Annotated in this window: 23 protein-coding genes; 11 read left to right on the top strand and 12 right to left on the bottom strand. The window is 72.3% G+C overall.

Annotation, left to right across the window (positions count from 1 at the left end):
* The first annotated feature begins 122 nt into the window (after positions 1-122).
* From ACIN94_RS28105 to ACIN94_RS28090, 4 genes are read left to right on the top strand one after another with little or no spacing between them, the layout of a single operon-like run.
* Positions 123-923, top strand: coding sequence for a phosphotransferase (locus ACIN94_RS28105; RefSeq protein ID WP_400712239.1), 801 nt, complete (start codon positions 123-125; stop codon positions 921-923).
* Entirely contained in the window at positions 907-1,932 is a 1,026-nt protein-coding gene (locus ACIN94_RS28100) for a cobalamin biosynthesis protein (RefSeq protein ID WP_400712236.1), read from the top strand. The genes ACIN94_RS28105 and ACIN94_RS28100 overlap by 17 nt, the downstream gene beginning before the upstream one ends.
* On the top strand, positions 1,929-3,437 hold the full coding sequence (locus ACIN94_RS28095; RefSeq protein WP_400712233.1) for a cobyric acid synthase: 1,509 nt from the start codon (positions 1,929-1,931) through the stop codon (positions 3,435-3,437). The genes ACIN94_RS28100 and ACIN94_RS28095 overlap by 4 nt, the downstream gene beginning before the upstream one ends.
* An 18-nt stretch (positions 3,438-3,455) precedes the next feature.
* On the top strand, positions 3,456-3,659 hold the full coding sequence (locus tag ACIN94_RS28090) for an SHOCT domain-containing protein (RefSeq protein ID WP_400712230.1): 204 nt from the start codon (positions 3,456-3,458) through the stop codon (positions 3,657-3,659).
* Positions 3,660-3,712: 53 nt separating this feature from the next.
* Here ACIN94_RS28090 and ACIN94_RS28085 read toward each other — a convergent pair whose 3' ends face one another.
* Together ACIN94_RS28085 and ACIN94_RS28080 are read right to left on the bottom strand one after the other, a co-directional pair.
* Entirely contained in the window at positions 3,713-4,747 is a 1,035-nt protein-coding gene (locus ACIN94_RS28085; protein ID WP_400712228.1) for a 1-acyl-sn-glycerol-3-phosphate acyltransferase, read from the bottom strand.
* 46 nt (positions 4,748-4,793) lie between these two features.
* The gene (locus tag ACIN94_RS28080; RefSeq protein WP_400712226.1) at positions 4,794-5,627 is read right to left on the bottom strand and encodes a patatin-like phospholipase family protein; all 834 of its coding nucleotides are present in this window, start codon (positions 5,625-5,627) and stop codon (positions 4,794-4,796) included.
* A gap of 162 nt (positions 5,628-5,789) precedes the next feature.
* On the opposite strand from ACIN94_RS28080, the gene ACIN94_RS28075 reads away from it, so the two are divergent.
* From ACIN94_RS28075 to ACIN94_RS28065, 3 genes are read left to right on the top strand one after another with little or no spacing between them, the layout of a single operon-like run.
* Positions 5,790-6,698, top strand: coding sequence for an ATP-binding cassette domain-containing protein (locus ACIN94_RS28075; protein ID WP_400712224.1), 909 nt, complete (start codon positions 5,790-5,792; stop codon positions 6,696-6,698).
* The gene (locus tag ACIN94_RS28070) at positions 6,679-7,479 is read left to right on the top strand and encodes an ABC transporter permease subunit (protein WP_400712221.1); all 801 of its coding nucleotides are present in this window, start codon (positions 6,679-6,681) and stop codon (positions 7,477-7,479) included. The genes ACIN94_RS28075 and ACIN94_RS28070 overlap by 20 nt, the downstream gene beginning before the upstream one ends.
* On the top strand, positions 7,479-8,591 hold the full coding sequence (locus ACIN94_RS28065; RefSeq protein ID WP_400712218.1) for a PucR family transcriptional regulator: 1,113 nt from the start codon (positions 7,479-7,481) through the stop codon (positions 8,589-8,591). Before ACIN94_RS28070 ends, ACIN94_RS28065 begins: the two co-directional genes overlap by 1 nt.
* A gap of 43 nt (positions 8,592-8,634) precedes the next feature.
* Here ACIN94_RS28065 and ACIN94_RS28060 read toward each other — a convergent pair whose 3' ends face one another.
* Positions 8,635-9,873 (bottom strand): MFS transporter, encoded by a 1,239-nt coding sequence (locus tag ACIN94_RS28060; RefSeq protein ID WP_400712215.1) that lies wholly within the window; start codon positions 9,871-9,873, stop codon positions 8,635-8,637.
* 67 nt (positions 9,874-9,940) lie between these two features.
* Between ACIN94_RS28060 and ACIN94_RS28055 the strand changes: the two genes are divergently transcribed.
* Positions 9,941-10,531 (top strand): helix-turn-helix domain-containing protein, encoded by a 591-nt coding sequence (locus ACIN94_RS28055; RefSeq protein ID WP_400712212.1) that lies wholly within the window; start codon positions 9,941-9,943, stop codon positions 10,529-10,531.
* A gap of 111 nt (positions 10,532-10,642) precedes the next feature.
* On the opposite strand, the gene ACIN94_RS28050 is transcribed toward ACIN94_RS28055, so the two are convergent.
* The 6 genes from ACIN94_RS28050 to ACIN94_RS28025 all read right to left on the bottom strand — a co-directional run bounded on the left by ACIN94_RS28050 (position 10,643) and on the right by ACIN94_RS28025 (position 17,509).
* Positions 10,643-11,602: a quinone oxidoreductase family protein gene (locus tag ACIN94_RS28050; protein ID WP_400712209.1), complete on the bottom strand. Its 960-nt coding sequence runs from the start codon at positions 11,600-11,602 to the stop codon at positions 10,643-10,645.
* Positions 11,603-11,676: 74 nt separating this feature from the next.
* The gene (locus tag ACIN94_RS28045; RefSeq protein ID WP_400712206.1) at positions 11,677-13,404 is read right to left on the bottom strand and encodes a serine/threonine-protein kinase; all 1,728 of its coding nucleotides are present in this window, start codon (positions 13,402-13,404) and stop codon (positions 11,677-11,679) included.
* A gap of 105 nt (positions 13,405-13,509) precedes the next feature.
* The gene (locus tag ACIN94_RS28040; RefSeq protein WP_400712203.1) at positions 13,510-14,619 is read right to left on the bottom strand and encodes an ABC transporter ATP-binding protein; all 1,110 of its coding nucleotides are present in this window, start codon (positions 14,617-14,619) and stop codon (positions 13,510-13,512) included.
* Complete coding sequence (locus ACIN94_RS28035) at positions 14,616-15,476, bottom strand: ABC transporter permease (RefSeq protein WP_400712200.1); 861 nt, start codon at positions 15,474-15,476, stop codon at positions 14,616-14,618. Before ACIN94_RS28035 ends, ACIN94_RS28040 begins: the two co-directional genes overlap by 4 nt.
* Positions 15,464-16,348, bottom strand: coding sequence for an ABC transporter permease (locus ACIN94_RS28030; RefSeq protein ID WP_400712197.1), 885 nt, complete (start codon positions 16,346-16,348; stop codon positions 15,464-15,466). Before ACIN94_RS28030 ends, ACIN94_RS28035 begins: the two co-directional genes overlap by 13 nt.
* Before the next feature lie 3 nt (positions 16,349-16,351).
* Positions 16,352-17,509 (bottom strand): ABC transporter substrate-binding protein, encoded by a 1,158-nt coding sequence (locus ACIN94_RS28025; RefSeq protein ID WP_400712195.1) that lies wholly within the window; start codon positions 17,507-17,509, stop codon positions 16,352-16,354.
* Positions 17,510-17,791: 282 nt separating this feature from the next.
* Between ACIN94_RS28025 and ACIN94_RS28020 the strand changes: the two genes are divergently transcribed.
* Complete coding sequence (locus ACIN94_RS28020) at positions 17,792-18,547, top strand: GntR family transcriptional regulator (RefSeq protein WP_400712192.1); 756 nt, start codon at positions 17,792-17,794, stop codon at positions 18,545-18,547.
* 122 nt (positions 18,548-18,669) lie between these two features.
* Here the strand turns inward: ACIN94_RS28020 and ACIN94_RS28015 are convergent, their stop codons facing one another.
* Positions 18,670-19,410, bottom strand: coding sequence for a DUF4328 domain-containing protein (locus ACIN94_RS28015; protein ID WP_400712189.1), 741 nt, complete (start codon positions 19,408-19,410; stop codon positions 18,670-18,672).
* Between the two features lie 88 nt (positions 19,411-19,498).
* On the bottom strand, positions 19,499-20,149 hold the full coding sequence (locus tag ACIN94_RS28010; protein ID WP_400712186.1) for a response regulator: 651 nt from the start codon (positions 20,147-20,149) through the stop codon (positions 19,499-19,501).
* A gap of 113 nt (positions 20,150-20,262) precedes the next feature.
* Here ACIN94_RS28010 and ACIN94_RS28005 point away from each other — a divergent pair, with 113 nt between their 5' ends.
* Together ACIN94_RS28005 and ACIN94_RS28000 are read left to right on the top strand one after the other, a co-directional pair.
* On the top strand, positions 20,263-21,033 hold the full coding sequence (locus ACIN94_RS28005; protein WP_400712183.1) for an ABC transporter ATP-binding protein: 771 nt from the start codon (positions 20,263-20,265) through the stop codon (positions 21,031-21,033).
* Positions 21,030-22,985 (top strand): FtsX-like permease family protein, encoded by a 1,956-nt coding sequence (locus tag ACIN94_RS28000; protein ID WP_400712180.1) that lies wholly within the window; start codon positions 21,030-21,032, stop codon positions 22,983-22,985. Before ACIN94_RS28005 ends, ACIN94_RS28000 begins: the two co-directional genes overlap by 4 nt.
* On the opposite strand, the gene ACIN94_RS27995 is transcribed toward ACIN94_RS28000, so the two are convergent.
* A complete protein-coding gene (locus tag ACIN94_RS27995) occupies positions 22,954-23,178 on the bottom strand; it encodes a hypothetical protein (RefSeq protein ID WP_400712177.1) in 225 nt (74 codons plus the stop codon). The two genes, ACIN94_RS28000 and ACIN94_RS27995, sit on opposite strands and share 32 nt — an antisense overlap.
* Positions 23,179-23,197: the final 19 nt, after the last annotated feature.

Below are 23,197 nucleotides of genomic sequence, written 5' to 3'. Positions count from 1 at the left end.
TGAGGGCGTCGGCGGCTGGGGACGGGTGCCATGGAACATCATCGCGGGACTGCTTTACGGGCATGCCGGAGATACGTAAAAGTGCAGACGGAACATCCGAAATCGGTCTACGCTCGGATGTCATGTCCGCCGTCACCGCCCAAGAGGAGACTCCCCTGCTGGGCGGTGATGTGACCGACGGGGTGGTGCGGGTCGGTGACACCGTCCGCAGGCCCACCCGGCCTTCCACGCCGTCCGTGCACGCGTTTCTGCGCCATCTTGAGGCGGCCGGGTTCGACGGCGCGCCCCGGGTGCTGGGCCTGGACGCGCAGGGCCGGGAGATCCTGACGTATGTCGACGGCGAGTCCGCGACCGCGCCGCTGACCGACTGCGCGGTCACCGACGAGTCGCTGGCCGCTCTGGCGGCACTGCTGCGGCGCTTCCACGACGCCTCGGCGAGCTTCGTCCCGCCGCCGGGCGCCGTCTGGGAGGCCGGGTCCAACGATGACGCGGACCCGGAGGTGATCGGCCACTGCGACATCACCCTGGACAATGTGATCTTCCGGGATGGGCTCCCCGCCGCGCTGATCGACTTCGACATGGCCCGGCCGACGACCCGGCTGTTCGATGTGGTGACCACCCTGCGGCACTGGGCCCCGATCGCCGACCCCCTGGATCTGGAGCCGCTCCGGCGGGACCTGGCGGTCGGCCCGCGACTGCGGCTGTTCTGCGACGCGTACGGCCTGGCCTCCCGCGAGCGCCGGGGCCTTCTCGACCTCGCCCGGCTACGCTTCGGGCGTTCCTACGACAGTATGCGCGTCAAGGCCGCCACCACGGGCGGTGGCTGGGCCCGCATGTGGGCGGGCGGCGCCGGCGAGCGTATCCGCCGGGCCCGAGCCTGGCTTGAGACCCACCAGGATGAACTCCATGCCCATCTCATCTGACCGCTCCGCTCCCAGCCGCGTGTCCGGCCGCTCCGAACCTGGCCGCTCCGCTCCCGGCCGCCCCGGGCTCAGGCGGGCCGAGGCGCTCGGCATGCTCGCCGGAGTGGCGCTCGACGCCGTTCTCGCCGATCCCCGGCGCGGGCATCCGGTGGCGCTGTTCGGGCGGGCCGCCGCCGCCCTGGAGAGGCGGGTGTACGGCGACGCCCGGCCCGCCGGGGTCCTCTACACCGCACTGTGCGTCGGTCCGGCGGTGCTGCTCGGGCTCGCCGTGAGCCGGACCGGGAACCCGGTGGCGCGCGGCGCGCTGAGTGCCGTGGCGACCTGGTCGGTGCTGGGCGGCACGACGTTGGGACGCGAGGGCGTGGCCATGGCGGAGCTGCTGGAGGCCGGCGAGCTCACCGGGGCGCGCGGGAGGCTGTCGCACCTGTGTGGGCGGGACCCCGCCCTGCTCGACGCCCCCGAGCTGGCCAGGGCCACCGTCGAGTCGATCGCGGAGAACACCTCCGACGCCGTGGTGGCGCCGCTGTTCTGGGGCGCGGTGGCCGGGGTCCCCGGGCTGCTGGCATACCGGGCGGTCAACACGCTGGACGCGATGGTCGGCCACCGCAACGCCCGCTACGGGCGCTTCGGCTGGGCCTCGGCCCGGCTAGACGACGTGGCCAACTACGTCCCCGCCCGGATCACCGGGGCGCTCACGGTCCTCGCCGCCCCCCTGGCGGGCGGTTCGGTCCGCCGGGCGGCCGCCGTGCTGCGCAGGGACGGCCACCGCCATCCGAGTCCCAACGCGGGCCGCTGTGAGGCGGCCTTCGCCGGGGCGATGGACGTCACGCTCGGCGGTACCAACGTCTACGGCCACCGGGTGGAGCACCGGCCCGAGATGGGTGACGGGCCCAAGCCGTCGACCGGGGACATCCGCAGGTCCGTACGGCTGGCCCGGGCGGTGGGCTTCGCCGCCGCTGGCCTCGCCGTTCTCGCCGCCCTCCGGGGATCGCGCCGGAGGGGCGCGTGAGGGGCTCCCTGCTGGTCGCCGGGACCACCTCCGACGCCGGCAAGAGCGTCGTCACCGCCGGGATCTGCCGCTGGCTGGCCCGCCAGGGCGTGAAGGTCGCGCCGTACAAGGCGCAGAACATGTCGCTGAACTCCTTCGTCACCGCCGACGGCGCCGAGATCGGCCGGGCCCAGGCGATGCAGGCCGCCGCGTGCGGCCTGGAGCCCAGCGCGGACATGAACCCGATCCTGCTCAAGCCGGGCAGCGACCGGCGCAGCCAGGTCGTGGTCATGGGCCGGCCGCTGGCCGACGTCGACGCGCTGGAGTACTGGGAGGCCAAGGACCGGCTCCAGCAGGTGGCGGTGGACGCGCTGGAGCGGCTGCGCGCCGACTACGACGTGGTGGTCTGTGAGGGCGCGGGGAGCCCGGCGGAGATCAACCTGCGCCGGGGCGACATCGCGAACATGGGCCTGGCCCGCGCCGCAGGGCTGCCGGTCGTCGTGGTCGGCGACATCGACCGGGGCGGGGTGTTCGCCTCGCTGTACGGGACGGTGGCGCTGCTGGAGCCCGCCGACCAGGCGCTGATCGCCGGATTCGTGATCAACAAGTTCCGGGGGGCGCGCGAGCTGCTCGAACCGGGCCTCGACATGATCAGGGGACTGACCGGCCGCGAGGTGTACGGCGTGCTGCCCTGGCTGGACGGCCTCTGGCTGGACGTCGAGGACTCCCTCTCCCTGGACAACCGGCCGTCGGCCGGGGCACGCACGCCGTACGGCAGGCAGACCCTGCGGGTCGCGGTGGTCCGGCTGCCGCGGATCTCCAACTTCACCGACGTGGACGCGCTGGTCTCCGAGCCCGGCGTGGTGGTCCGCTACGTGACCTCCCCGGCCGAGCTGGACGACGCCGACCTGGTGGTGCTGCCCGGCTCCCGCGCGACGGTCTCCGATCTGGCCTGGCTCCGGGCCACCGGTCTGGCCGGCGCCCTGCCCGGCCGGGCCGTGCTGGGCATCTGCGGCGGCTACCAGATGCTCGCCCGGACCATCCGCGACGACGTCGAGTCGGGGGCGGGCCGGGTCGAGGGGCTCGGGCTGCTGCCCGCGACGGTGGAGTTCGCGGCGGAGAAGACACTGGGCCGCCCGGTCGGCAGCGCGTACGGCTGCCGCGTCGCGGCCTACGAGATCCATCACGGCGTCGTGACGGCCGAGGGCGGCGAGCCCTTCCTGGACGGTTGCCGGGCCGGGTCCGTCTGGGGCACCACCTGGCACGGAGCACTGGAGAACGACGACTTCCGCCGCGCGTTCCTCGCCGACGTGGCGGCCGTCTCCGGCCGTGACTTCACCCCCGCCCCGGACGTCTCCTTCGCCGCGCTGCGCGAGGAGCGGCTGGACGCCCTGGGCGACCTGGTGGAGCGGCACCTGGACACCGATGCCCTGGCGCGACTCCTGGAGGGCGGGGCTCCGCGGGGCCTGCCGCTCCTGCCTCCCGGCGGCAGCTCTACACGGAGCGCTGGATTTTGCGCAGAATAGGGGTTCGGGAGGTGAAGGATGATCCGGATCGTGCTGGTCTTCTTTGTCATGGCGCTGATCGCCGCGGCGGTCATCGGTGTCGCTCTGATGGTCCGCGGCTCCATGGCGCGCGGACCTCTGCCCGATGACCCGCGTGAGATCCTCAGGCGCCGCTACGCCGCCGGTGAGATCGACGAGGACGAATACCTGCGCCGGATGTCCGGCCTGTCGCAGGACTGGTAGGAGGCCGCCGGATGGCTGGGAGCCGGGGGGAGCGGTCCGGTCGGCCGGACCGTTCAGGCGCTCGCGGCCGGGGTGTGGCGGTTCGCGGTGATCCAGGTGTCGATCCTCTCCCAGTTCTCGTAGAGCCAGCGGGTCCGGCCCTCCCGGTCGCGGGGGACGTCGGCCGCGTCGACCCGCCACCAGGTGGCCTTGACCCTGGCGCGCACGGGCAGTTTGCGCCAGAGGTCGCCGAGGGTCACCAGGTCGTCCAGGCCGGTGTGGGCGACGAAGACCACGTCGGCGGCGGGGCAGGCGTCGATGGCGGCGATGGCCCCGCCGGGGTGGGGGGCGAGCAGGTGGTTCAGCCGGCGGGCGCGGGCGGCCTCCTCGGTCAGGCCTTTGCGTTCCAGGCGGCGGATGGCCCGCGCCTGCCGTCTGGGGGTGAAGTTGCCCCCCTCCGGGAAGATCACCAGGGCGTCGTCGGCGTCCATGCCGGAGGCCAGCCGGCGGATCTCGGCGATGACCCCGTCCGCGCCGACCTCGCGGGGGACGAAGACGTTGGGCAGCCGGTGGGTAAGCGCGTCCAGGGACGGGTCGAGCTGCAGGACCGCCTTCATCACGATCCTGGGACGCCTGCCGTACACGCTGAGGAGGTGGTGGACCAGGAGGACGGAGTCGCCGGGGCCCGCGTGGCGGGACAGCACGATGACCGGGCGGGTCAGGCGCCGGGAGAGTCCGTCCGGGACCGGCGGCGGCCCGTCGATCTCGACGCTCAGGCCGAAGATCCGTTCGGCCGCGCCGTACACCCTGGAGAGGAACCACCTGATGAGGTCATAGTGCCTCTCCTCGTACTCGTCCCGGCTGAGCCGGCCGCCGAATCCGGAGGTCACCCAGATGCCGAAACAGGCGACCAGCGCCATCGTCTCCAGGGTCAGCCACGCCACCGCGAACCAGACCAGCCGGGTGCCGCGCCGCTGCGGGGGCGGCAGCCCCAGGGAGGCCGCGGCCACCACCAGCAGCCAGATCGGGAGCGTGACCACCGCGACCACGGCGAGCACGATGACGAGCGGCGCGAGGATCAGGCGGCGCAGGAAGCGAGGAGGGAGCACGGGCCTCTCCTTCCTGGACGCGGCCCCGGTCTCCGGTTGGTCTGGCTCAGGTGGACGGGTGCTGGGCCAGGTAGCGGGTCGATGCCCGATAGGCACGATCTATGTATCCAGATATACGCGATGAATCCCGGTAGCGCAGCTGGGAGAGATCCACTCCGGGGCGGATGTCGCCGCCGGCGGGCATGACGTGGACCTCGATGTCGGCGGGGATGGTGGCCATCTCCTCGGCGAACCGGTGGCGACGGGCGATCTCGAAGGCGACCAGGCCGACCTCCCACGGGCGGCGCGGGGCGACCAGGGGCCGCTCGATCCGGCCGACGTGCAGGACGTAGACGCGGCGGGCGCCGAGGGCGACGGCGCGGCCGACCGGGATGCTGTGGACCAGGCCGCCGTCGAGGAAGTGGTCGTCACCGATGCGGACGGGGGGCAGCAGACCGGGGACGGCGCAGGAGGCGAGGACCGCTTCGACGACGGGACCTTCGGTGAACCAGTGGGCGGCCGCGCGTTCGACGGAGGCGGCCACGCACTGGAACGGTACGGCGAGGTCCTCGATGTGGGAGACCGGGAGCAGTCCGGCCAGCAGGTCGCGCAGCGGGCCGGAGGAGTGCAGGTGGGTGCCGGTCCTGGCGAGGGTGGACAGCCGGGTCATCCACGACCCGCCGAAGGCCGTGCGGACCACGTCGGACTGCCACAGCCCGGTCAGAGCGTCCACCGCGTCCCCTGGAGAGGCCGCGAGCATGACGCCGTTCAGTGCGCCCACGGACGTGCCGACGATCACGTCCGGCTTGATGCCCGCCTCGTCCAGCGCCCGCAGCATGCCCACCTCGTGGGCGCCGAGCACCCCCCCGCCACCGAGCACGAAGGCTGTTTCCACTGCCATGACCTCACGATAGGCCGCCGGGCCCGGGCAGGTGACGGGCCGCCCGGTCAGGGAGCGGGTTCCGCGGCGGGTGGGGAGTTCCGGATCCGGGCAACGAACGGGTGTCCAACTGTCCGGGTCCGGTAATGGCCGGGGCAAGGGCGGACCGGCACGATCGGGGGCATGACAGCGGTAGTGGAGATCGAGGGACTTACCAAGTTCTACGGGAAGCGCCGGGGGCTCGAGGATCTCAATCTCGTGATCCATCCCGGGGAGGTGTTCGGGTATCTCGGCCCGAACGGCGCGGGGAAGACGACCACGATCAGGTTGCTCCTCGACGTGATCAGGCCCACCAGCGGCCGGGCCGCCGTGCTCGGCGTGGACCCTCGCGACGCGCGGGTGCGCGGCCGGATCGGCTACCTGCCCGGAGAGCTCGCCCTGGAGGGCAGGGAGAAGGCGAGGGACTATCTCGCCTTCCTGGGCGGGATGCGCGGGGGTGTGCCCAGGGAGCGGATCACGGCGCTGGCCGAGCGGCTGGAAGCCGACCTGTCGGTGCCCATGGGCAAGCTGTCCAAGGGCAACAAGCAGAAGGTCGGGCTGATCCAGGCGTTCATGCACGAGCCGGAGCTCCTGATCCTGGACGAGCCGACCGGCGGCCTGGACCCGCTGGTGCAACAGGAGTTCCTGGCGATGGTCCGGGAGGTCCGCGCCTCGGGCCGGACCGTGCTGATGTCCTCGCACGTGCTGGCCGAGGTCGAGGACGTCTCCGACCGGGTGGGGATCGTGCGCGCCGGGCGGCTGGTGGCGGTGGAGGACATCACCGCGCTGCGGGAGAAGGCGGTGCGGCGGGTGGAGTTCCACTTCGACGCGCCGGTGCCCCGGGAGGCGTTCGAGAACCTGCCGGGCGTGCGGGACCTGCGGGTGGAGGGCGCGAGCGTCCGCTGTACCATCGACGGTCGTCCCGACGCGCTGGTGAAGGCGGCGGCACGCTTCACCGTGGTGCACATGGTCAGCGCCGAGCCCGATCTTGAGGAGATCTTCCTCACCTACTACAGCGAAGAGGGGGAGCGTCATGCCCGTGCTGGTGTCTAAGGGCCTGCGGGACTATCGCAGGACGCTGATCGGCTGGACGATCGGCATCACCGCCTTCTGCGGGCTGTACCTGTCGTTCTATCCCAGTATCGCCAAGGATCCCGGAGTCTACGGCTCGGCCATGATGGCCAAGTTCCCCGGGGCCATGCGTGACCTGATGGGGGGCCTGGAGGACCTCACCAGCGGCGTGGGCTACCTGCACAGCCTCGTCTACCAGATGTTCGGGCCGATGCTGTTCGCCGTCTGCGCCGCGATCCTCGGCAACCGGGCCATCGCGCAGCCGGAGGAGTCCGGCACGCTGGAGCTGACCGTCACGCTGCCGATCGACCGCAGGAGGCTGGTCGTCGAGCGCTTCGCCGCCCTCGCCCTCGGTCTGCTGAGCGTGGCGGTGGCGACGTTCCTCGTGGTGTGGTCGTTGTCGGCCGCCGCCGGTGTGAACGTGGCGTTCGACAGGATCCTCGCCGGGCACACCGGGCTCTTCCTGGTCGGCCTGTTCTTCGGCACGCTGGCCTTCACCGTGGGCGCCGCCACGGGGCGCAAGAACCTTGCCATGGCCGTGGTGGGCGTGTTCGCGGTGGGGGGCTACGTCATCGAGACCATGGGCAGGAACGTGGACGCGATCTCCTGGCTCCGGTGGATCTCGCCGTTCCACTATTACCTCGACGGCAGGCCGCTCTACCAGGGCTTCCCCACCGGTGATTACCTGGTGCTCGCGGGCGCGACGGTCGTACTGCTCCTGGCCGCCATCCTCGCCTTCGATCGGCGTGACGTAGGAGTCTGATGGACGAGGTCCCGGGGGTGCCCGCCGGTCTGCTCGGCGGGCACCCCCGTGTTCTGGCGGCAGCCGCCGCGACCGGCCGGCTGCCCGGCCGTGCCGCGCTGGACGACTACCGCGCCGCCGGTGCGCGGGCCGCCGAGTCGGGCGTGCCGTTGCGCGTGCTCGTCGAAACCGCCCTGGTCATGGCCGAATCCATGGATCCGGTTCCGCTCCCGGCCCTGAGAAGGGCGGTCTCCGCCCTGATGGAGGGCTACGAGAACGCCCAGCGGCTGGCCCTGCGCCAGGAGGAGGTCGCGCGCCGGGAGTTCGTGGACGACCTGCTCCAGGGCCGGGCCGACCGGCTCGCCGAGCGTGCCGAGCACTTCGGCCTCCGGCTGGCCGAGACCTACGCGGTTGCGGTCGCCCGCCCGGCGGTGCCACTGGACGACGGTTCCGTGCGCGACGGGACGGTGCGGGACGGTGGCGGGGTGGTGCGAGATGGCGGCGGGGTGGTCTGGGACGGCGACGGGCCGGCCCGGCGGATCGAGGAGGCGATGGTCGCCCGGTTCGGCTCGCACAACGTGCTGGTCGCGGTCCGCGACGGCGGGCTCGTGTGCGTCGTGCCCGGCAGTCTCACCGTCGCGACGGGGGAGTTCACCCACCACGTGCGGCAGATGTTCGCACCCGGCTGGCGGGTCGGCCTGGGGCGGCCTCACCGGGGGCCCGGCGGGGTGGTCACCTCCTACCGGGAAGCCACCGGCGCCATCGAGCTCGGTGACCGGCTGGATCTGCGGGCACCCGTGCTCAAGGCCGCCGACCTGCTGGTCTTCCCGGTGCTCCTGCGGGACAGGGCGGCCATCGAGGATCTGGTGACGACCGTGCTGAGCCCGCTGCGGGAGGCGAGAGGCGGCCCGGAGCCGCTGCTCGGCACGTTGGAGGCCGTCTTCGCCTCCCAGGGCAACCAGACCGCCGCCGCGCGCAGGCTCGGCGTCAGCACCCGGGCGGTGACCTACCGGCTGGAGCGGATCCGCCGCCTCACCGGGTTCTCACCCGACGACCCCACCCAGCGGTTCACCCTGGAGACGGCGGTCCTGGGCGCCCGCCTGCTGGAGTGGCCCGCTCACGCACCAGGCTGACCGTCCGCTCACGCACCGGGCTGACCGTCCGCTCACCGGTCCGTCATACGAGGTGCGGGGTCAGGTCCCGCTGGGACTCCGCCTCCGCGGCGGCCACCGAGCGGGTGGAGACGGGGCGGGAGACCAGGGCGACCGCGATGACGCACAGCGCGGCGGCGGCGCAGAAGACGGTGGGCAGCCCGGCGTAGGAGCCGAGGACGCCACCGGCCGCCGCGCCGAGGGGCGAGGCCCCCATGCCGATCAGGCGGTAGCCGGAGTTCACCCTGCCGAGCAGGTCCTCGGGGATGAGGCGCTGCCGCAGCGACACCAGGATGACGTTGGAGACGGCGTTGGTCGCGCCGAGCAGCGCGGCGGTGACGCCGATCGCGACCGGGGTGGGGATCAGGACGGGCACCAGCAGCAGGAGGCTGTTGACCAGGTCGGCGGTGAGCAGCGTCCTGACCTGGCCGGCGCAGCGGGCCAGCCGGCCGGCCACCAGGGAGCCGGTCACCGCCCCGGCGGCCAGCGCCGCCATGAGGATGCCGTAGCCACCGGGGGGAAGCCCCACCCGCGACTCCTCGCCGACCACCCACAGGACGAAGACCGCGAAGTAGGCCGCGTTGGCGAAGTTGAGCACGCCCGAGAAGGCGGCGAGAGACCGCAGGACGCGGTGGCCGCACAGGTAGCGCAGGCCCTCGGTGATGTCGGCGCGCAGGGAGCGCGTCGACGGGGTCTCGACCCGGAAGCGTCCGCGCATGCCGAGCAGGGCCAGTCCCGCCATGGCGTAGAGCAGGGCGGGCGTCCCGAGCACCGCGGCCGAGCCGAGGGCGATCAGGACCCCGGCCAGCGGGCCGCCGAGGAAGTTGTTGCCGAGCGTCTGCACGGCGATGAGCCGGCCGTTGGCGCCGTCGAGGCGATCACGCGGGACGGCCATCGGCAGCACGGACTGGGCCGAGGTGTCGGAGAAGACCTCGGCGACGCCGATCAGGAGCGCTCCGGCAAGGAGCACCGGCAGGCTGAGCGCCCCCAGCCACGCCGTCGCGGCCAGCACCGCGAGCACGCCGGCCCGGCTCCAGCTCGCCACCACCATGATCCGGCGCCGGTCGTGCCGGTCGACGATCGCGCCCGCGTGCAGTGCGAGCAGCAGCCAGGGCAGTGTCGCCGCCGCGCTGATCAGGGACACCAGCAGCGGCGACCTGGTCAGGGTCACCGCGATCAGGGACACGCCGACGACCGCGATGCCGTCGCCGATGTTCGACAGGCCGGAGGCCGTCCACAGCCAGCGGAACGACGGTCCGATCACAAGGGCCTCCGGTATTGTTTAAAGGAAAGTGTGCAAATGTTCCTTTGCAAAGATATGGCTGCATGCAGTGGATGACAAGACTCGCGAACTCGATGCCTCGGCGCTCAAGGGGCTCGCCCATCCCTCCCGGCTCCGGCTGCTGGAGTTGCTGGAACTGCACGGTCCCGCGACGGCGACCCAGCTCGCCGCCCGGACGGGCGAGAACACCGGGGCGACGAGCTACCACCTGCGCCGGCTCGCGCGGCACGGCCTGATCGAGGACATCCCCGAGCGGGGCAAGGGCAAGGAGCGCTGGTGGCGTGCCCGTGGCTTCTCCTTCGACGGCGACCGGCTCCGCCGCGACCCCGAGACGGCGGAGGCCGCCGAGTACCTGCTCGCCGAGATGGTGCGCCAGCGGGGTGCCGAGCTCACCCACTGGATGGAGGAGTCACGGACCACCCCGCGGCCATGGCTGGAGGCCGGGACCCACTCCCGCATGACGCTGCGCCTCACCGAGGAGGAGCTCGCCGGCCTCGTGCGGGACGTCTCACGGGTTCTCGACGCCTGCCACGAGCGGGCGGGGGAGGGGAAAAGGGCCGAGGAGACCCCGGACACCGCGCGCGTCATCATCCACTTCGACGCTTTCCCCGTCGGTCTCGGGGAGTCCCGGCCGGAGTGAGACCGGCCGCCGCCATGGTGGGGCGGCGGCACCTCGGGCGGGAAGCCCGGCGGAGGCGTGGTCCGGCCCTGTCCGGGAGCGGCTGCTGTACGCCGGTGGGACGGTTCAGGGTCAGGGGATGAGCAGGATCTTGCCCGTGGTCCGGCGTGCCTCCAGGTCCTCGTGGGCACGGACGGCCTCGGCGAGAGGGTAGCGGTGGGAGATGTGCACCTGGAGCTGCCCCGAGGCCACCCAGCCGAAGAGGTCGCCGGCCCGCCAGGCCAGCTCGTCGCGGGTGGCGATGTAGTGGGCGAGTGTGGGCCGGGTCAGGAAGAGAGAGCCGTTACTGGCGAGGATCTGCGGGTCGACGGGCGGCACCGGGCCGCTGGCCTGGCCGTACAGGGCCATCATGCCGCGCGGGCGCAGTGAGGTGATGCTCCCCTCGAAGGTGGCCGCGCCCACGCCGTCGTAGACCACGTGCACGCCGGAACCGGCCAGCTCGCGGACCGCCTCGGAGAAGCCGCCGTAGCGGATCACCTCGTCGGCGCCCGCCTGCCGGGCCAGTTTCTCCTTCTCCTGGGTGGAGACCGTGCCGATCACCCGGGCGCCGCGCAGTTTGGCGATCTGGGTGAGCAGCAGGCCCACGCCCCCGGCCGCGGCGTGCACCAGCACGTCGTCGCCCGGCTTCACCTCGTAGGTGGAGTGGGTCAGGTAGTGCGCGGTCATCCCCTGGAGCAGCAGAGCCGCCGCGATGTCGGCCGTGACCCCGTCGGGCACGACGAGCAGGTGGGACGCGGGCACCACGGCCCTCTCCGCGTAGCTGCCCATCACGTTCGCCCAGGCCACGGTGGCTCCCACGGATATCCCCCGCACGTCCTCGCCGACCGCGACGACGGTGCCCGCCGCCTCGCTGCCGGGGATGAAGGGGAGGGAGAGCGGGTAGCGGCCCATCCGGTGGTAGACGTCGATGAAGTTCACACCGCTGGCCGCGATGTCGACCAGTACCTCGCCGGGGTTCAACTCGGGGTCCGGGCAGTCGGTGTAGGTGAGGACCTCGGGACCGCCGGTGGCGGAGACGACTATGGCGTGCATCGTGCTGGGGCTCCTTCGCTCAGTCGAGTGCTTGGATCTTCCCCAACCTCGGGACGATCACTCGCCATTCCCGGTCAGGGGCTGGTGGAAGCCGTGCCCTCAAGCGCGCCGTGCAGGGTGAAGTTGTCGAACGAGGCCTTGAGCCGGGACCTGCTGTTCTCCCCGACCCGGGCGAGCAGGCCGACCTCGCCCGCAGGCAGCGGGCTGGGGTCCAGCACGGACTGGACCTGCTCGCCGTTGACCCACATGGTCAGCTGCACGCCCTCCGGAGTGCCGGAGCACTCGGCCTGCAGGCGGGCGGGCTCGCCCCTGGGCAGGTCGACCTGGACGGACTTGGTGAGCTCCCCCCCGGCGTTCTTCACGCTCTTGCGGATGCGGACGCCGCCGCTGGTGTCGAGCAGGAACTCGTAACGGGTCGCGTCGTAGGTGTCCGCGCCCCGGCAGAACAGCCCGTACTCGCCCAGGCCGCTGCTGCCGTCGCGGATCCCGACGTCGACGCCGAGCAGCAGCCGGCCGGGTATGACCGGCGTGGGGCTGGCCGTGGGGTTGGGGGTGGCCGGCGGAGCGGTCAGGAAGGGGATCGGCGCCTTCTGCCGCACGACGGGATCGTCGCCGTCCACGTCGACGGCGTAGTAGCCCTCGGGGGCGTATCCCTGGGGGCTGCTCCCGTCGTAGATGCCGCCTCTCCAGCCGCTCTGGCTCTGGGTGAAGTCGTCCTGGTACAGCGGGGAAAGGTCCTCCGGCGGTCCGCCGGGAGAGAGCGCGAGGTGGAGGGCGGACCCGCCGCACACCGTGACCAGGGCAGCCACCGCCGCCCCGGTGACCAGCTTCTTCCTCCGCGCCGATCGCCCGGCGGGCACGGCCGCGAAGGCGCCTGTGCCCGGCCCGGTGTACGGTCCCGTCGACACGGCTCCCACCCATGGGCCGGTCCCGTGAATCGTGGGCGGGTTCTGCTGCCAGACGGTCTGGACCGAGTGGGCGGTCTGCTCGGGGGCGGCGGAGCGGCCGACGAGGTGGTCGAGGAGCTGCTGGGAGGTGGGCCTGTTCCTGGGGTCCTTGGCGATGGCGTAGGTGACCAGCTCGCGCAGCGCGGGCTCCAGACCCTCCAGCGAGGGTTCGGTGTTCAGCACCTGGTACACCACCGCGGCCAGCGCCTCCCCGCCGAACGGCGCCCGGCCGCTCGCGGCGAAGGCGATCAGGCAGCCCCAGGAGAACACGTCGCACGCGGGGGAGACCGGCTCGCCGCGCAGCATCTCGGGCGCCATGTAGCGGGGCGTGCCGATGATCTCTCCGGTCCCGGTGATCCCGCTGAGCGTGTCCAGCGCGCGGGCGATGCCGAAGTCGATCACCCGGGGGCCGAACGGGGAGAGCAGCACGTTGGAGGGCTTGAGGTCGCGGTGCACGACCCCGGCACTGTGGATGGCGGTGAGGGCGGTCGCCACGCCGACTGCCAGCGCGTCGAGGCTGGAGCCGCGGAGCGGCCCTCCCGACTGCACGGCATCCTCAAGGTTGAGACCGGTGACGTACTCGGTGACGACGTAGAGCTGCTCCCCGTCGAGTGCGGCTTCGATGACCGCGGCGGTGCAGAACCGCCGGACCCGCTGGGCCGCGTCGGCCTCCCGGCGGAAACGCATCCTGAACTGGTCGTGCTGGCTGAACTCCGGATTGATCACCTTGATGGCGACCCGCTGCCCCTCGGGGGAGTCGCCGAGGTAGACCGTGCCCATCCCGCCCCGGCCCAGCCGGCTCAGCACGCGGTATCGCCCGATCTGTACGGGGTCATCCGAAGTGAGGTCGTTCACCGTCCTGCCTAACCGCGCATACCGTCATGTGAAGTGGCTCAGCCTATCTGGATCTTCCCCTCCGCCAGCAGCCGCAACAGTGTCGAATTCACTTTCTCCGGACTGTCAACGGTCAGCACGCCGTACGGCATCGCCGTGTCGCCCGGTGGCACCGGCGGCGGCCGGTGTCCGGGCGGCCGCCGCGGCGCGCTCGGCGACCAGGACGGGCCGCTGCACGAGCTTGAGGTCCACCTGCGTGCCAGGGGCCAGCCGCACCGCGTCATGGCCGGGCACGTCGGAGAGGATCTCCAGCTCGCCCAGCCGCACCCGCAGCCGCGCGGAGGAACCGCGGAACGACGACGCCACGACCAGCGCCTCACCCTCCGGGTCCGGCGTGACGAGCACGGCCTCCGGGCGGACCAGCACGTCCACGTCGGGGGAGGCGGGCAGCGGTCCGTCCACCGGCAGCAGCTGGCCCAGCGCCGTGACCTCGTCCCCGGACATCCGGCCGGGGATGTGGTTCATCGTGCCGACGAACTCGGCCACGAACGGCGTGGCCGGCCGGTCGTAGACCTCGGCGGGAGGCCCGCACTGCTCCAGCCGCCCGTCGCGGAGCACCGCGACCCGGTCGGCGACCGACAGCGCCTCCTCCTGGTCGTGGGTCACGAAGATCGTGGTGATGCCCAGGTCGAGCTGGAGCCGCCGGATCTCCTCCCTCAGCGTGACGCGGACCTTGGCGTCCAGCGCGGACAGCGGCTCGTCCAGCAGCAGCACACGCGGCTCCAGCGCCAGCGCCCTGGCCAGCGCGACGCGCTGCTGCTGGCCGCCGGAGAGCTCGTGCGGATAGCGCCCGGCGTGCGAGGGGAGACCGACCAGCTCCAGCAGTTCCGCCGCCCGGGCGTGCCGCCTCGCGGCGGGTACCTTGCGGACCCGGAGCCCGAAGGCCACGTTGTCGCGGGCGTTGAGGTTGGGGAACAGGCTGTAGGACTGGAAGACCATGCCCGCGTCCCGGCGGTTGGCGGGCACCCGGGTGATGTCCTCGCCGTCCACGAGCACGGCCCCGGCGTCGGGATGCTCGAAACCGGCCACGCACCGCAGGGCCGTCGTCTTGCCGCAGCCCGACGGCCCGAGCAGCGCCATCAGCTCGCCCTGCTCGACGGTGAGGTCCAGGCCGTCCAGGGCGACCGTGCGGCCGAATGTGCGGCGCAGCCCCCGGAACTCGACGCCGGCGGTCATGAGGATCTCCTTCGCTTGGAACCCGCGCTGGACAGGGTCAGGAGCAGCAGCCAGATGATCAGCAGGCTGAGGATCGAGACGGCCACGGAGAGCTGGCCGTTGGAGCCGGCGATCGTCAGGATCCAGACCGGGAACGTCCGGTAGCCGAGCAGTGCGGCGACGGTGTACTCGCCGAGCACCAGCGCGAATGTGAGGAACGAGGCGCTGGCCATGGCCGAGCGCAGGTTGGGGATGACCACGCGGAACACGACGTGCGGCCACGAGGCGCCCAGGTTGCGGGCCGCCTCCACCAGCGTGCGCACGTCGATCGCGCGCAGCCCGGCGTCCAGCGAGCGGTAGACGAACGGCAGTGCCAGCACCACGTAGGCCAGCACCAGCACCACCGGGAACGTCTCGTTCTGGATCGCGATCAACGTCCCCCAGAACGGGGTGGCGGCCAGGTAGTCGGGCCCCCAGCGCAGCACCGTGCTGATCCCGGCCACGAAGGTGATCGGCGGCACGACCAGCGGGATCGTGCAGATCACCTCCAGTACGGGGCCCAGCCGGGGCGCGCCGAGCCGTACGGCCAGCATCGCCGGCAGGGTGAGCCCGAGCACCACCACGATCGTGGCGGCGGCCAGCGAGAGGGAGAGCAGCATGCTCGTGCCGAAGCCCTCCGCACCGAAGATCCCCAGGTAGGCGTCGAGGGAGAAGCCCTGCCGGTCGTTGTAGACGGAGTACCAGAACGAGGCCCCCATCGGGACCAGGAAGTAGACCGCCGCGATCCCCAGCACCGCGCCGCGCCAGATACGGGGACGTCGCGGGCGGGCATGGGAGACGGCCGTCGGGGTCTCCAGGAGCGGGGTCACCGCAACCATCGGCTGCTCCTCTTCTGCAACGGCAGGTAGACCGCCATCACCAGGCCCGCGACGACGATCATGTCGAGGCTGAGCGCGAGCGCGATGTTCTCATGCCCGATCAGCACGTCGCCGGTGAGCGCGTCCGCGATCTGCAGGGTGACCAGCGGGACCGTGCTGCCGACCATCGCCTTGGCGGTGGCGTAGGCGGCGAACGCTCCGCCGAACAGCAGCACCACCCCGCCGAGCAGCGAGGGGGTCAGCACCGGGATGCCGACGTGCCGCCAGTACTGCCAGGCACCGGCCCCGTTGTTGCGGGCCGCCTCCCGCCACTGCGGCTTCAGGCCGTCCAGCGCGGGCACCATGACGAGCACCATCAGGGGCACGGAGAAGTACATGTAGACCATGGCCAGGCCCCAGAAGGTGTACAGGCTCCAGCCGGCCTCGTGCAGCCCGAACGCCTTGGTGATCACACCCGAGTTGCCCAGCGTGGCGATCCAGGCGAACGCCAGAGGGACGCCGCCGAAGTTGGCGAGCACACCCGAGGCGGTCAGCACCGACTCGCGCAGCGCCCGGAACCGGGAGGTGACCACGGCCTGGGCCAGGAAGGTGCCCAGGACCGCGCCGAGCACCGCGACCACGGCCGACAGCTGCACGCTGCTGACGAGGGTGTTGAGGTAGTTGCCCTGGAGGCTCGCGGTCAGGTTGGCGACACCGGGGGAGGAGATCCTGGTCTGCGGGTCCCTGACGGTGAACGCGCCGAGTAGCAGGGCGATCGCCGGGATCCCGAAGGCCAGCGCCACGAAGGCGAGCAGGGGAAGGGCGGCCGGCCAGCTCGTGGATCGGGTACGGCCGCCGCTCCGGGCAGCCGTACCCACATCGGTCGTCGTCACGGGTCAGCCGGCGACGGCGGCGCCCCAGCCGCCGGCCAGGACTTCCTTGGCCTTGTTGACCTGGGCCTCGCTCGGGAAGGTGGGCTCACCCTCGACCGGAGGCAGGTTGGCCTCGGCGGCCTTGTCGACCGAGCCGTCGGCCTGCATGGCGGGCAGCAGCACCGGCCGGGCGAAACCGCCGAGGTAGAGGTTCTGACCCTCGGGGCTGTAGAGGAACTCCTGCCAGAGACGGGCGGCGGCCGGGTGCGGGGCGTCCTTGTTGATCGCCTGCGCGTAGAGCTGGAAGTACTTGCCGTCGCTCGGGATGATCGTCTTCCAGTCGAGGCCCTTCTCGGCCATCGTGGGGCCGTAGGCGGCGTTGTTGTAGTCCCAGTCGATGCTGATCTGGGTCTCGCCCTTCTCGATGGTGGCGGGGGTGGTCTCCACCGGGTTGAAGTTGCCGGTGGCCTTCAGCTTCTTGAAGAACTCCAGGCCGGGCTGGATGTCGTCGAAGGAGCCGCCGTTGGCCAGGGCCGCCGCGTAGACGCCCGCGAACGCCGAGCCGGCCTGGGTCGGGTTGCCGTTCAGCGCGACCTTGCCCTTGTATTCGGGCTTGAGCAGGTCGGCGAAGGTCTCCGGGCACGTGGTGATCTTCTTGGCGTCGCAGCCGATCGAGACGTAGCCGCCGTAGTCGTTGAACCAGAGGCCGCTCGGCTCCTTCTGGTTGTCGGGGATCTTGTCCCACGTCTGGACCTTGTAGGGCGCGAACAGGCCCTCGGCGGCGCCGCTGATGGCGAAGGACTGGCCGACGTCGACCACGTCGGGAGCGCGGTCCTGGCCCTTGCGGGTCTTCACCGCGTTGATCTCGTCGGCGCTGGCGGCATCGGGGGTCTCGCTCTCGACCTGGATGCCGTACTTCGCGGTGAAGGCTTCGATGATCTTTCCGTAGTTGGCCCAGTCGGGCGGCAGGGCGATGACATGGAGCTTGCCCTCCGCCTTCGCGGCCTCGACGAGCTTGTCCAGCCCGCCCAGGTCGGCCGCGGAGGTGGCGGTCCTGGCGTCCGCACCGGCCGCGGAGCCGTTGCCGGACGGCGCGGCGGTGGTCGGGGCCGCCCCGCATGCCGCGGCGCCTACGAGGAGGAACGCGGCCAGGCCTGCGGAGCGAACTCGGGATGCGATCACGTTTTCTCCCAAGGGGGGCGTGCAATATTCAACGAAAGTAGGCGAACTTGTACAAACAAGCTAGACCCCGTAGGCCGGTAGTCGGTTGCGATCCGGTGAACGCCCGAAATACGTCGGAGGAACTCGAGAGCTGCGGATTTATGAGTGATTCATAGGTGTTTAGGGTGGAGACGGACCGGTCGCCCGCTGTGCGCATCGAGAGGCTCCGGGCCGGGACGGAGGGCGGACGTTGAGAGGCGAGGCGGGATCGCGCGGCCGGCGAGTGCCCGGCCGGGGACGATCGTGACGGCGCGCTACGTGGGGATCGCCGCGGAGCTGCGGGAGGCCATCCTGCGGGGTGAGTACGCCGTGGGGGCGCGCCTGCCCACGGAGGCCGAGCTCGCCACCCGTTTCGCGGCCTCGCGCGGCACGGTCCGTCAGGCGGTGGCCGCGCTCGTGACCGAGGGCCTGGTCGGCTCCCGGCAGGGGGCCAGGCGCATCGTGCTCGGCCGCGAGCCGAGCCAGAGCTTCGCCGAACTTCTCAGCTTCGCGCGGTGGGCGCGGACGATGGGCTACCGGGTCGGCGGGCGCGTGCTGGAGCAGCGCCGCCGGGGCGCGGACGCCACCGAAGCGGTACGGCTGGCACTCCAGCCAGGTGAGCAGGTGCTGTCGGTCCTGCGGCTCCGTTCCCTTGAGGGGGAGCCGGTGATGCTGGAACGGACCGTCTACGCCGGGTGGATCGCCCCGGCCGTCGAGCGGATCGACCCCGGGTGCGAGTCGGTCACCCAGGCCCTCCACGACAGCGTCGGCCCCGTCTTCGCCTATGGCGAGCACCTCATCGACGCGGTCGCGGCCGGGGTGAAGGACTCCCGGCTGCTGGCCGTACGGCGGGGCAGCCCGCTGCTGCGCCAGCGGCGGGTCACCACCACCCACGAGGGCCGCCCGGTCGAGTGGTCCGACGACCGCTACCGCGCGGGCGGCGTGACCTTCTGTGTCCGCAGCTCCGTGGACGTCAACCCCCTGGTGCGGCAGCCGGGGGACCTGCGTCAGGCTCCGTAGGAACGTAGGCCCGGGATCCGGGGCCCGCCTGGGCACCGCGGGCGAGGGCCGGCCGCCGACGAGGACGGGGGACTGCCGGGCCGCCCTGCCCGATCGGTCCGGGGAGACCGGCGGACACACGGTCAGCGCCGGGTGTGATGGGCCTGCTGCGTGGGGATCTGCCTCGTGAGGATCGGCGGAACGGCCTGCGGCGTGACCGGGTCCGCCCGTGGGGGGAGCGGGTCCTCCTGCGCCCGGCGCCGGTAGCGGGCGCCCGTGGTCTGGATCCGGGTGATCTGCCGGACGGTCGCCGCGCACAGCAGGGCGGAGATCACGACGGTGGTCAGCTCCACCGGGCCGAGGCCGGTCAGGCCGGTGTTCCCCGGAACGCCGCGGAGCGGCAGCCGCAGGGGGACCAGGACGAGTGCGGCCAGCCAGCTCACCCACCAGGCGGCGAGCAGCGCCACCCAGCGGCCGTGGCGGTCCGCGGGCGGGCGGGAGGCCCACCAGAGGCGATACACCAGCAGCGGCGGGGCGATCAGATTGACCCCCGGCACGAGCCAGGCGGCCAGGACCGGGGCCGCCGACGCCCGGGGGACGGCGCTCCGGCGGGCCCGGATCAGCCAGGTGAGATAGGCGGCGACGGCCGCGACCGTGGTCACGGTGACGAGCATGATCAGGATGGCGAAGACGGTGACCGCGCCGACGAGGGCCTGCGCGCCGGGGGCATGGGGGTCACCGCCAAGCGTCGAGATCTCCTGGGCCAGCCGCCGGCCGCGGACCTGTTCGAACACCATCAGTGCGGCGGTGGCGACCACCTGGACGGTGAGGGCCAGATAAACGGCCGAAATGGCCTTTTTCTGTAGAGACGGGATGAAGCGCATGTGTATCTCCCCCCGGCATGCGCTGAAGGACTTGCCCTTTTTCTATCCCGTCCGCCCCTCCGCTAACCCGCTCCCCGCGCCCGGCGGATCAGCTCACCACACCCGACTCCCAGGCCCATGCCGCGACCTCCACTCGGTTCCTGACGCCGAGTTTCACCTGGACGCTCCCCAGGTGCGTTTTGACCGTGGACAGCGAGACGAACAGCTCCCCGGCGACCTCCTGGTTGGTCCGGCCCCGGGCCACCAGGCGGACGACGTCCAGCTCCCGCTCGGTGAGCGGGTCGGTGAGAGACCGGACGCTTCCCGCCCGGGGATGGGCCAGGTGTTCGAGCAGACGCACGGTCACCGACGGTGACACCAGCGCGTCCCCGGCCGCGGCGGCCCGGATCGCCTCGATCAGCAGCGTCGGCCCGCTGTCCTTGAGCAGGAACCCGGTCGCGCCCGCGCGCAGTGCCCCGTAGACGTATTCGTCGAGATCGAAGGTCGTGACGATGACCACCCGCATCGGATCGGGCACGCCGGGGCCGGCCAGGAGCCGGGTGACCTCAAGACCGTCCAGCTTGGGCATCCGGATGTCGAGCAGGCACACGTCAGGCCGGAACCTCCTCGCACGCTCGACCGCCTCGGCGCCGTTCCCCGCGGTCGCCACGACCTCCATGTCCTCCTGGGCGTCCAGGATCATCCGGAAACCGGTCCGCACCAGCTCCTGGTCGTCAGCGATGAGCACCCGAATTGTCACCTGACGGATTCTGCCACCATCACGCCTTCTCCGACTTTCGGACGATGCCCCGTCCGGCGGATCGGACGCTCGGCCGATCCGCCGCGGCGCCCCCGCGAGGGAGGGTCGTCGGCATGGATGTTGTTCTTGAAGGGGCCGGCCTGGTCAAGCGGTTCGGCCCGACCGTGGCGCTGGGAGGCGTCGGGCTGGCCGTCCACGGCGGCGAGGCTGTGGCGATCATGGGGCCGAGCGGGTCGGGAAAGTCGACCCTGCTGCACTGCCTCGCCGGGATCATGAAGCCGGACGCGGGGGAGGTGCACCTGCTCGGCCGGCGCATCGACACGATGCGGGAGCGGGAGCGCAGCACCCTGCGCCGCACTCGGTTCGGGTTCGTCTTCCAGTTCGGCCAGCTCCTGCCGGAGTTGCCGGCCGAGGAGAACGTCGCGCTGCCGCTCATGCTCGGAGACGTGTCCCGGGCCGACGCCGTACGGCAGGCCCGCGAATGGTTCGGCCCGCTCGGCCTCGGTGGCATGGAGGGACGCCGGCCCGGGGAGCTCTCCGGCGGCCAGGCGCAGCGGGTGGCGATCGCCCGCGCGCTGGTCACCCGGCCTGCGGTGATCTTCGCCGACGAGCCGACCGGCTCGCTCGACCAGAGCACCGGCCACGACACGATGCGCCTGCTGGTGGAGGCCACCAAGCACAGCGGCGCCTCGCTGGTGGTCGTCACCCACGACCCTGAGGTGGCCCGCTGGTGCGACCGCGTGGTCGAGGTCCGCGACGGCCAGATCGCCCCCGCCCGGTACGGCGCGCCACCGCCTCCCGGTCATGACACCGTGCGGCAGCCGCTCACCCGGCTCCTCCCCGGCGCTCTGCGGGCTCCCGGGACCCCCGAGGTGACGGGATGAGCGGGTTGATGGGCCTGGCATGGCGGTTGCTGCGCGGCGGCGGCCGCCGTGGCCTGCTGGGCACGTGGCTGACCGTGGCCGCGGTGGCGGTCTCCACCGCGCTGCTGCTCTTCGCCGCGGCGGTCAACTTCGCCTTCCAGGGCCGGGCCGACCGGGAGGCGTGGCGCAACCCGGTCGAGGCCAGGGGAGAGGCCGTGGCGATCCAGGCGGTGCGTGAGGACTACGTGCGCGACCGGCGGATCATCGTCGTGAACCTGGCGGCGCTGAGACCGGACGTGGCCCCGCCGCCCGGTCTGGAGCGTTTCCCCGCCCCCGGTGAGGTCTGGCTCTCCCCGGCGCTGGCCGAGCTCGCCGGAGAACTCCCCGCCGACCAGCTCGCTGGCCGGTTCCCGCAGAAGATCGGCGGGACGATCCGGGAGGAGACACTGGTCCACCCCGGCGAGCTCGTCGCGGTCCGCGGCCAGGCGCCGGACTCCCCGCTGATGACCGCCGGCCCGTCCGGCTCCATGGACAGCCCCGGCCCCGTGAAGATCTCCGGCTTCACCGGGCAGCCGACCGACAACGCGGTGGGCTACCAGATACTCGGGCTGATCGCCAGCGTCCTCATGGTCGTGCCGCTGCTCGTGTTCGGCGGCGCGGCGGCCAGACTCACCGTCGCCCGCCGCGACCAGCGCCTGGCCGCGCTCCGGCTGGTCGGCGCGACCCCCGGGCAGGTGGTCGCGATGACCGTCGCGGAGGCCGCGATCACCGCGTTCGGCGGGGCGCTGCTGGGCCTGGTCCTGTACGGCGTGTCCGCTCCGCTGCTCACCGGGGTCGAGATCTCCGGTGGCCGCTGGTTCCTCTCCGACATGTGGCCCGGAGTGCTCCCCGTGCTCGCCGTACTGGTGGCGGTGCCCCTGCTCGTCGGGCTGTCGGCGGTGGTCGGCCTGCGCCGCGTCGTGGTCAGCCCGCTCGGCGTCGCCAGGCGGGAGACACCTCCGGCGATGCGCGCCGTCCGGGTCGTCGCCCTGCTGGCGATCCTCGCCGTGGTGCCCACGCTCGGGTTGGGGGCCGGCGTCGGAGTGGTCGTGGCCGTCCTGGCTCTGGCCTTCCTCGCCGTCAACCTGACCGGTCCGTGGGTGGTCGGCGTGATCGGCCGGATCGTAGCGCGTAGGGCCCGTGGCCCGGTCCGGCTGCTGGCCGGGCGGCGCCTGATGGACGATCCCCGGTCCGCCTGGCGTACGGTGAGCGGCGTCGCCATGACGGGGTTCATCGCCGGGTTCATCGGCCTGCTCAGCCCGGACAGCGGTCTCTTCGGTGTCCGGGACGCCGTCGACCTGCGCGTGTCGGTCCCCTCGTCGCAGATGGCTGAGGTCACCGCCAGTGCTCGCGAGCGCCTGTCCGCGGCAGGGGTCCCCGCCGCGGTGAAGATCGGCAGGTCCGGCGGCGGGACCGGTGTGCTCGTCGTCTCCCCCGGCTCGCGCTACGCCGGGTCGGTCGACCGGGCCCGTACCGCGCTCACGGACCTCGTTCCGGGGCGCGTCGCCACCACGGCCGCCGACGACGATCACTCCGTCGCCCGGACCCTCGGCGACATCGGCACCGGTACGGTCGCCGTGCTCACGGTCTCGTTCCTGATCGCGATCGCCAGCGCCGGGATCACCGCGGCCTCCTCGATCCTGGACCGCAGGCAGACCTACGCCCTGCTCCGCCTGGCGGGGACCCCTCTGGAGGTGCTGAACAGCGCACGCCGCGCCGAGACGCTCATCCCGCTGACGGTCATGGGCGGCGGCGCCATCGCGGTCGGCATGTTCTGCGCCCTTCCGTTCGCCTTCGCCATGATGAACACCACCGGCCTGACGATCCTGTCCGTCTGCGTGGCGCTCGGCTTCGCCGGGGTGGTCGGGGCCGGAGCGGCGAGCGCGCCGCTGCTGCGCTCCGTCACCGCCAACCCCGCTCCGCGTCCGGACTGACCACGGCCGGGATCAGCCCAGGACGAGATCGCGGAGCGTCCTCATCGAAGCCGTCCCTGGCCGCGGCCAGGGACGGGCCGTACATCTGCTCGACCTTCTCCGGAAGCGCGAACAGCGGGAGCCAGCCGCCGGCGTCGTCGGCGTTCCGCTGCCAGTAGCCGAGGTTCAGGCCGAGCTTCAGGTCGGTGCTCACGGGAGGCCTCCAGGCGGAT

The organism is Streptosporangium sp. NPDC087985, from assembly GCF_044741965.1.
In the GTDB taxonomy this organism is placed as follows: Bacteria; Actinomycetota; Actinomycetes; order Streptosporangiales; family Streptosporangiaceae; genus Streptosporangium.
The sequence above is the reverse complement of the archived record's forward strand: the minus strand, read 5'-3'. Positions and strand labels throughout refer to the sequence as shown.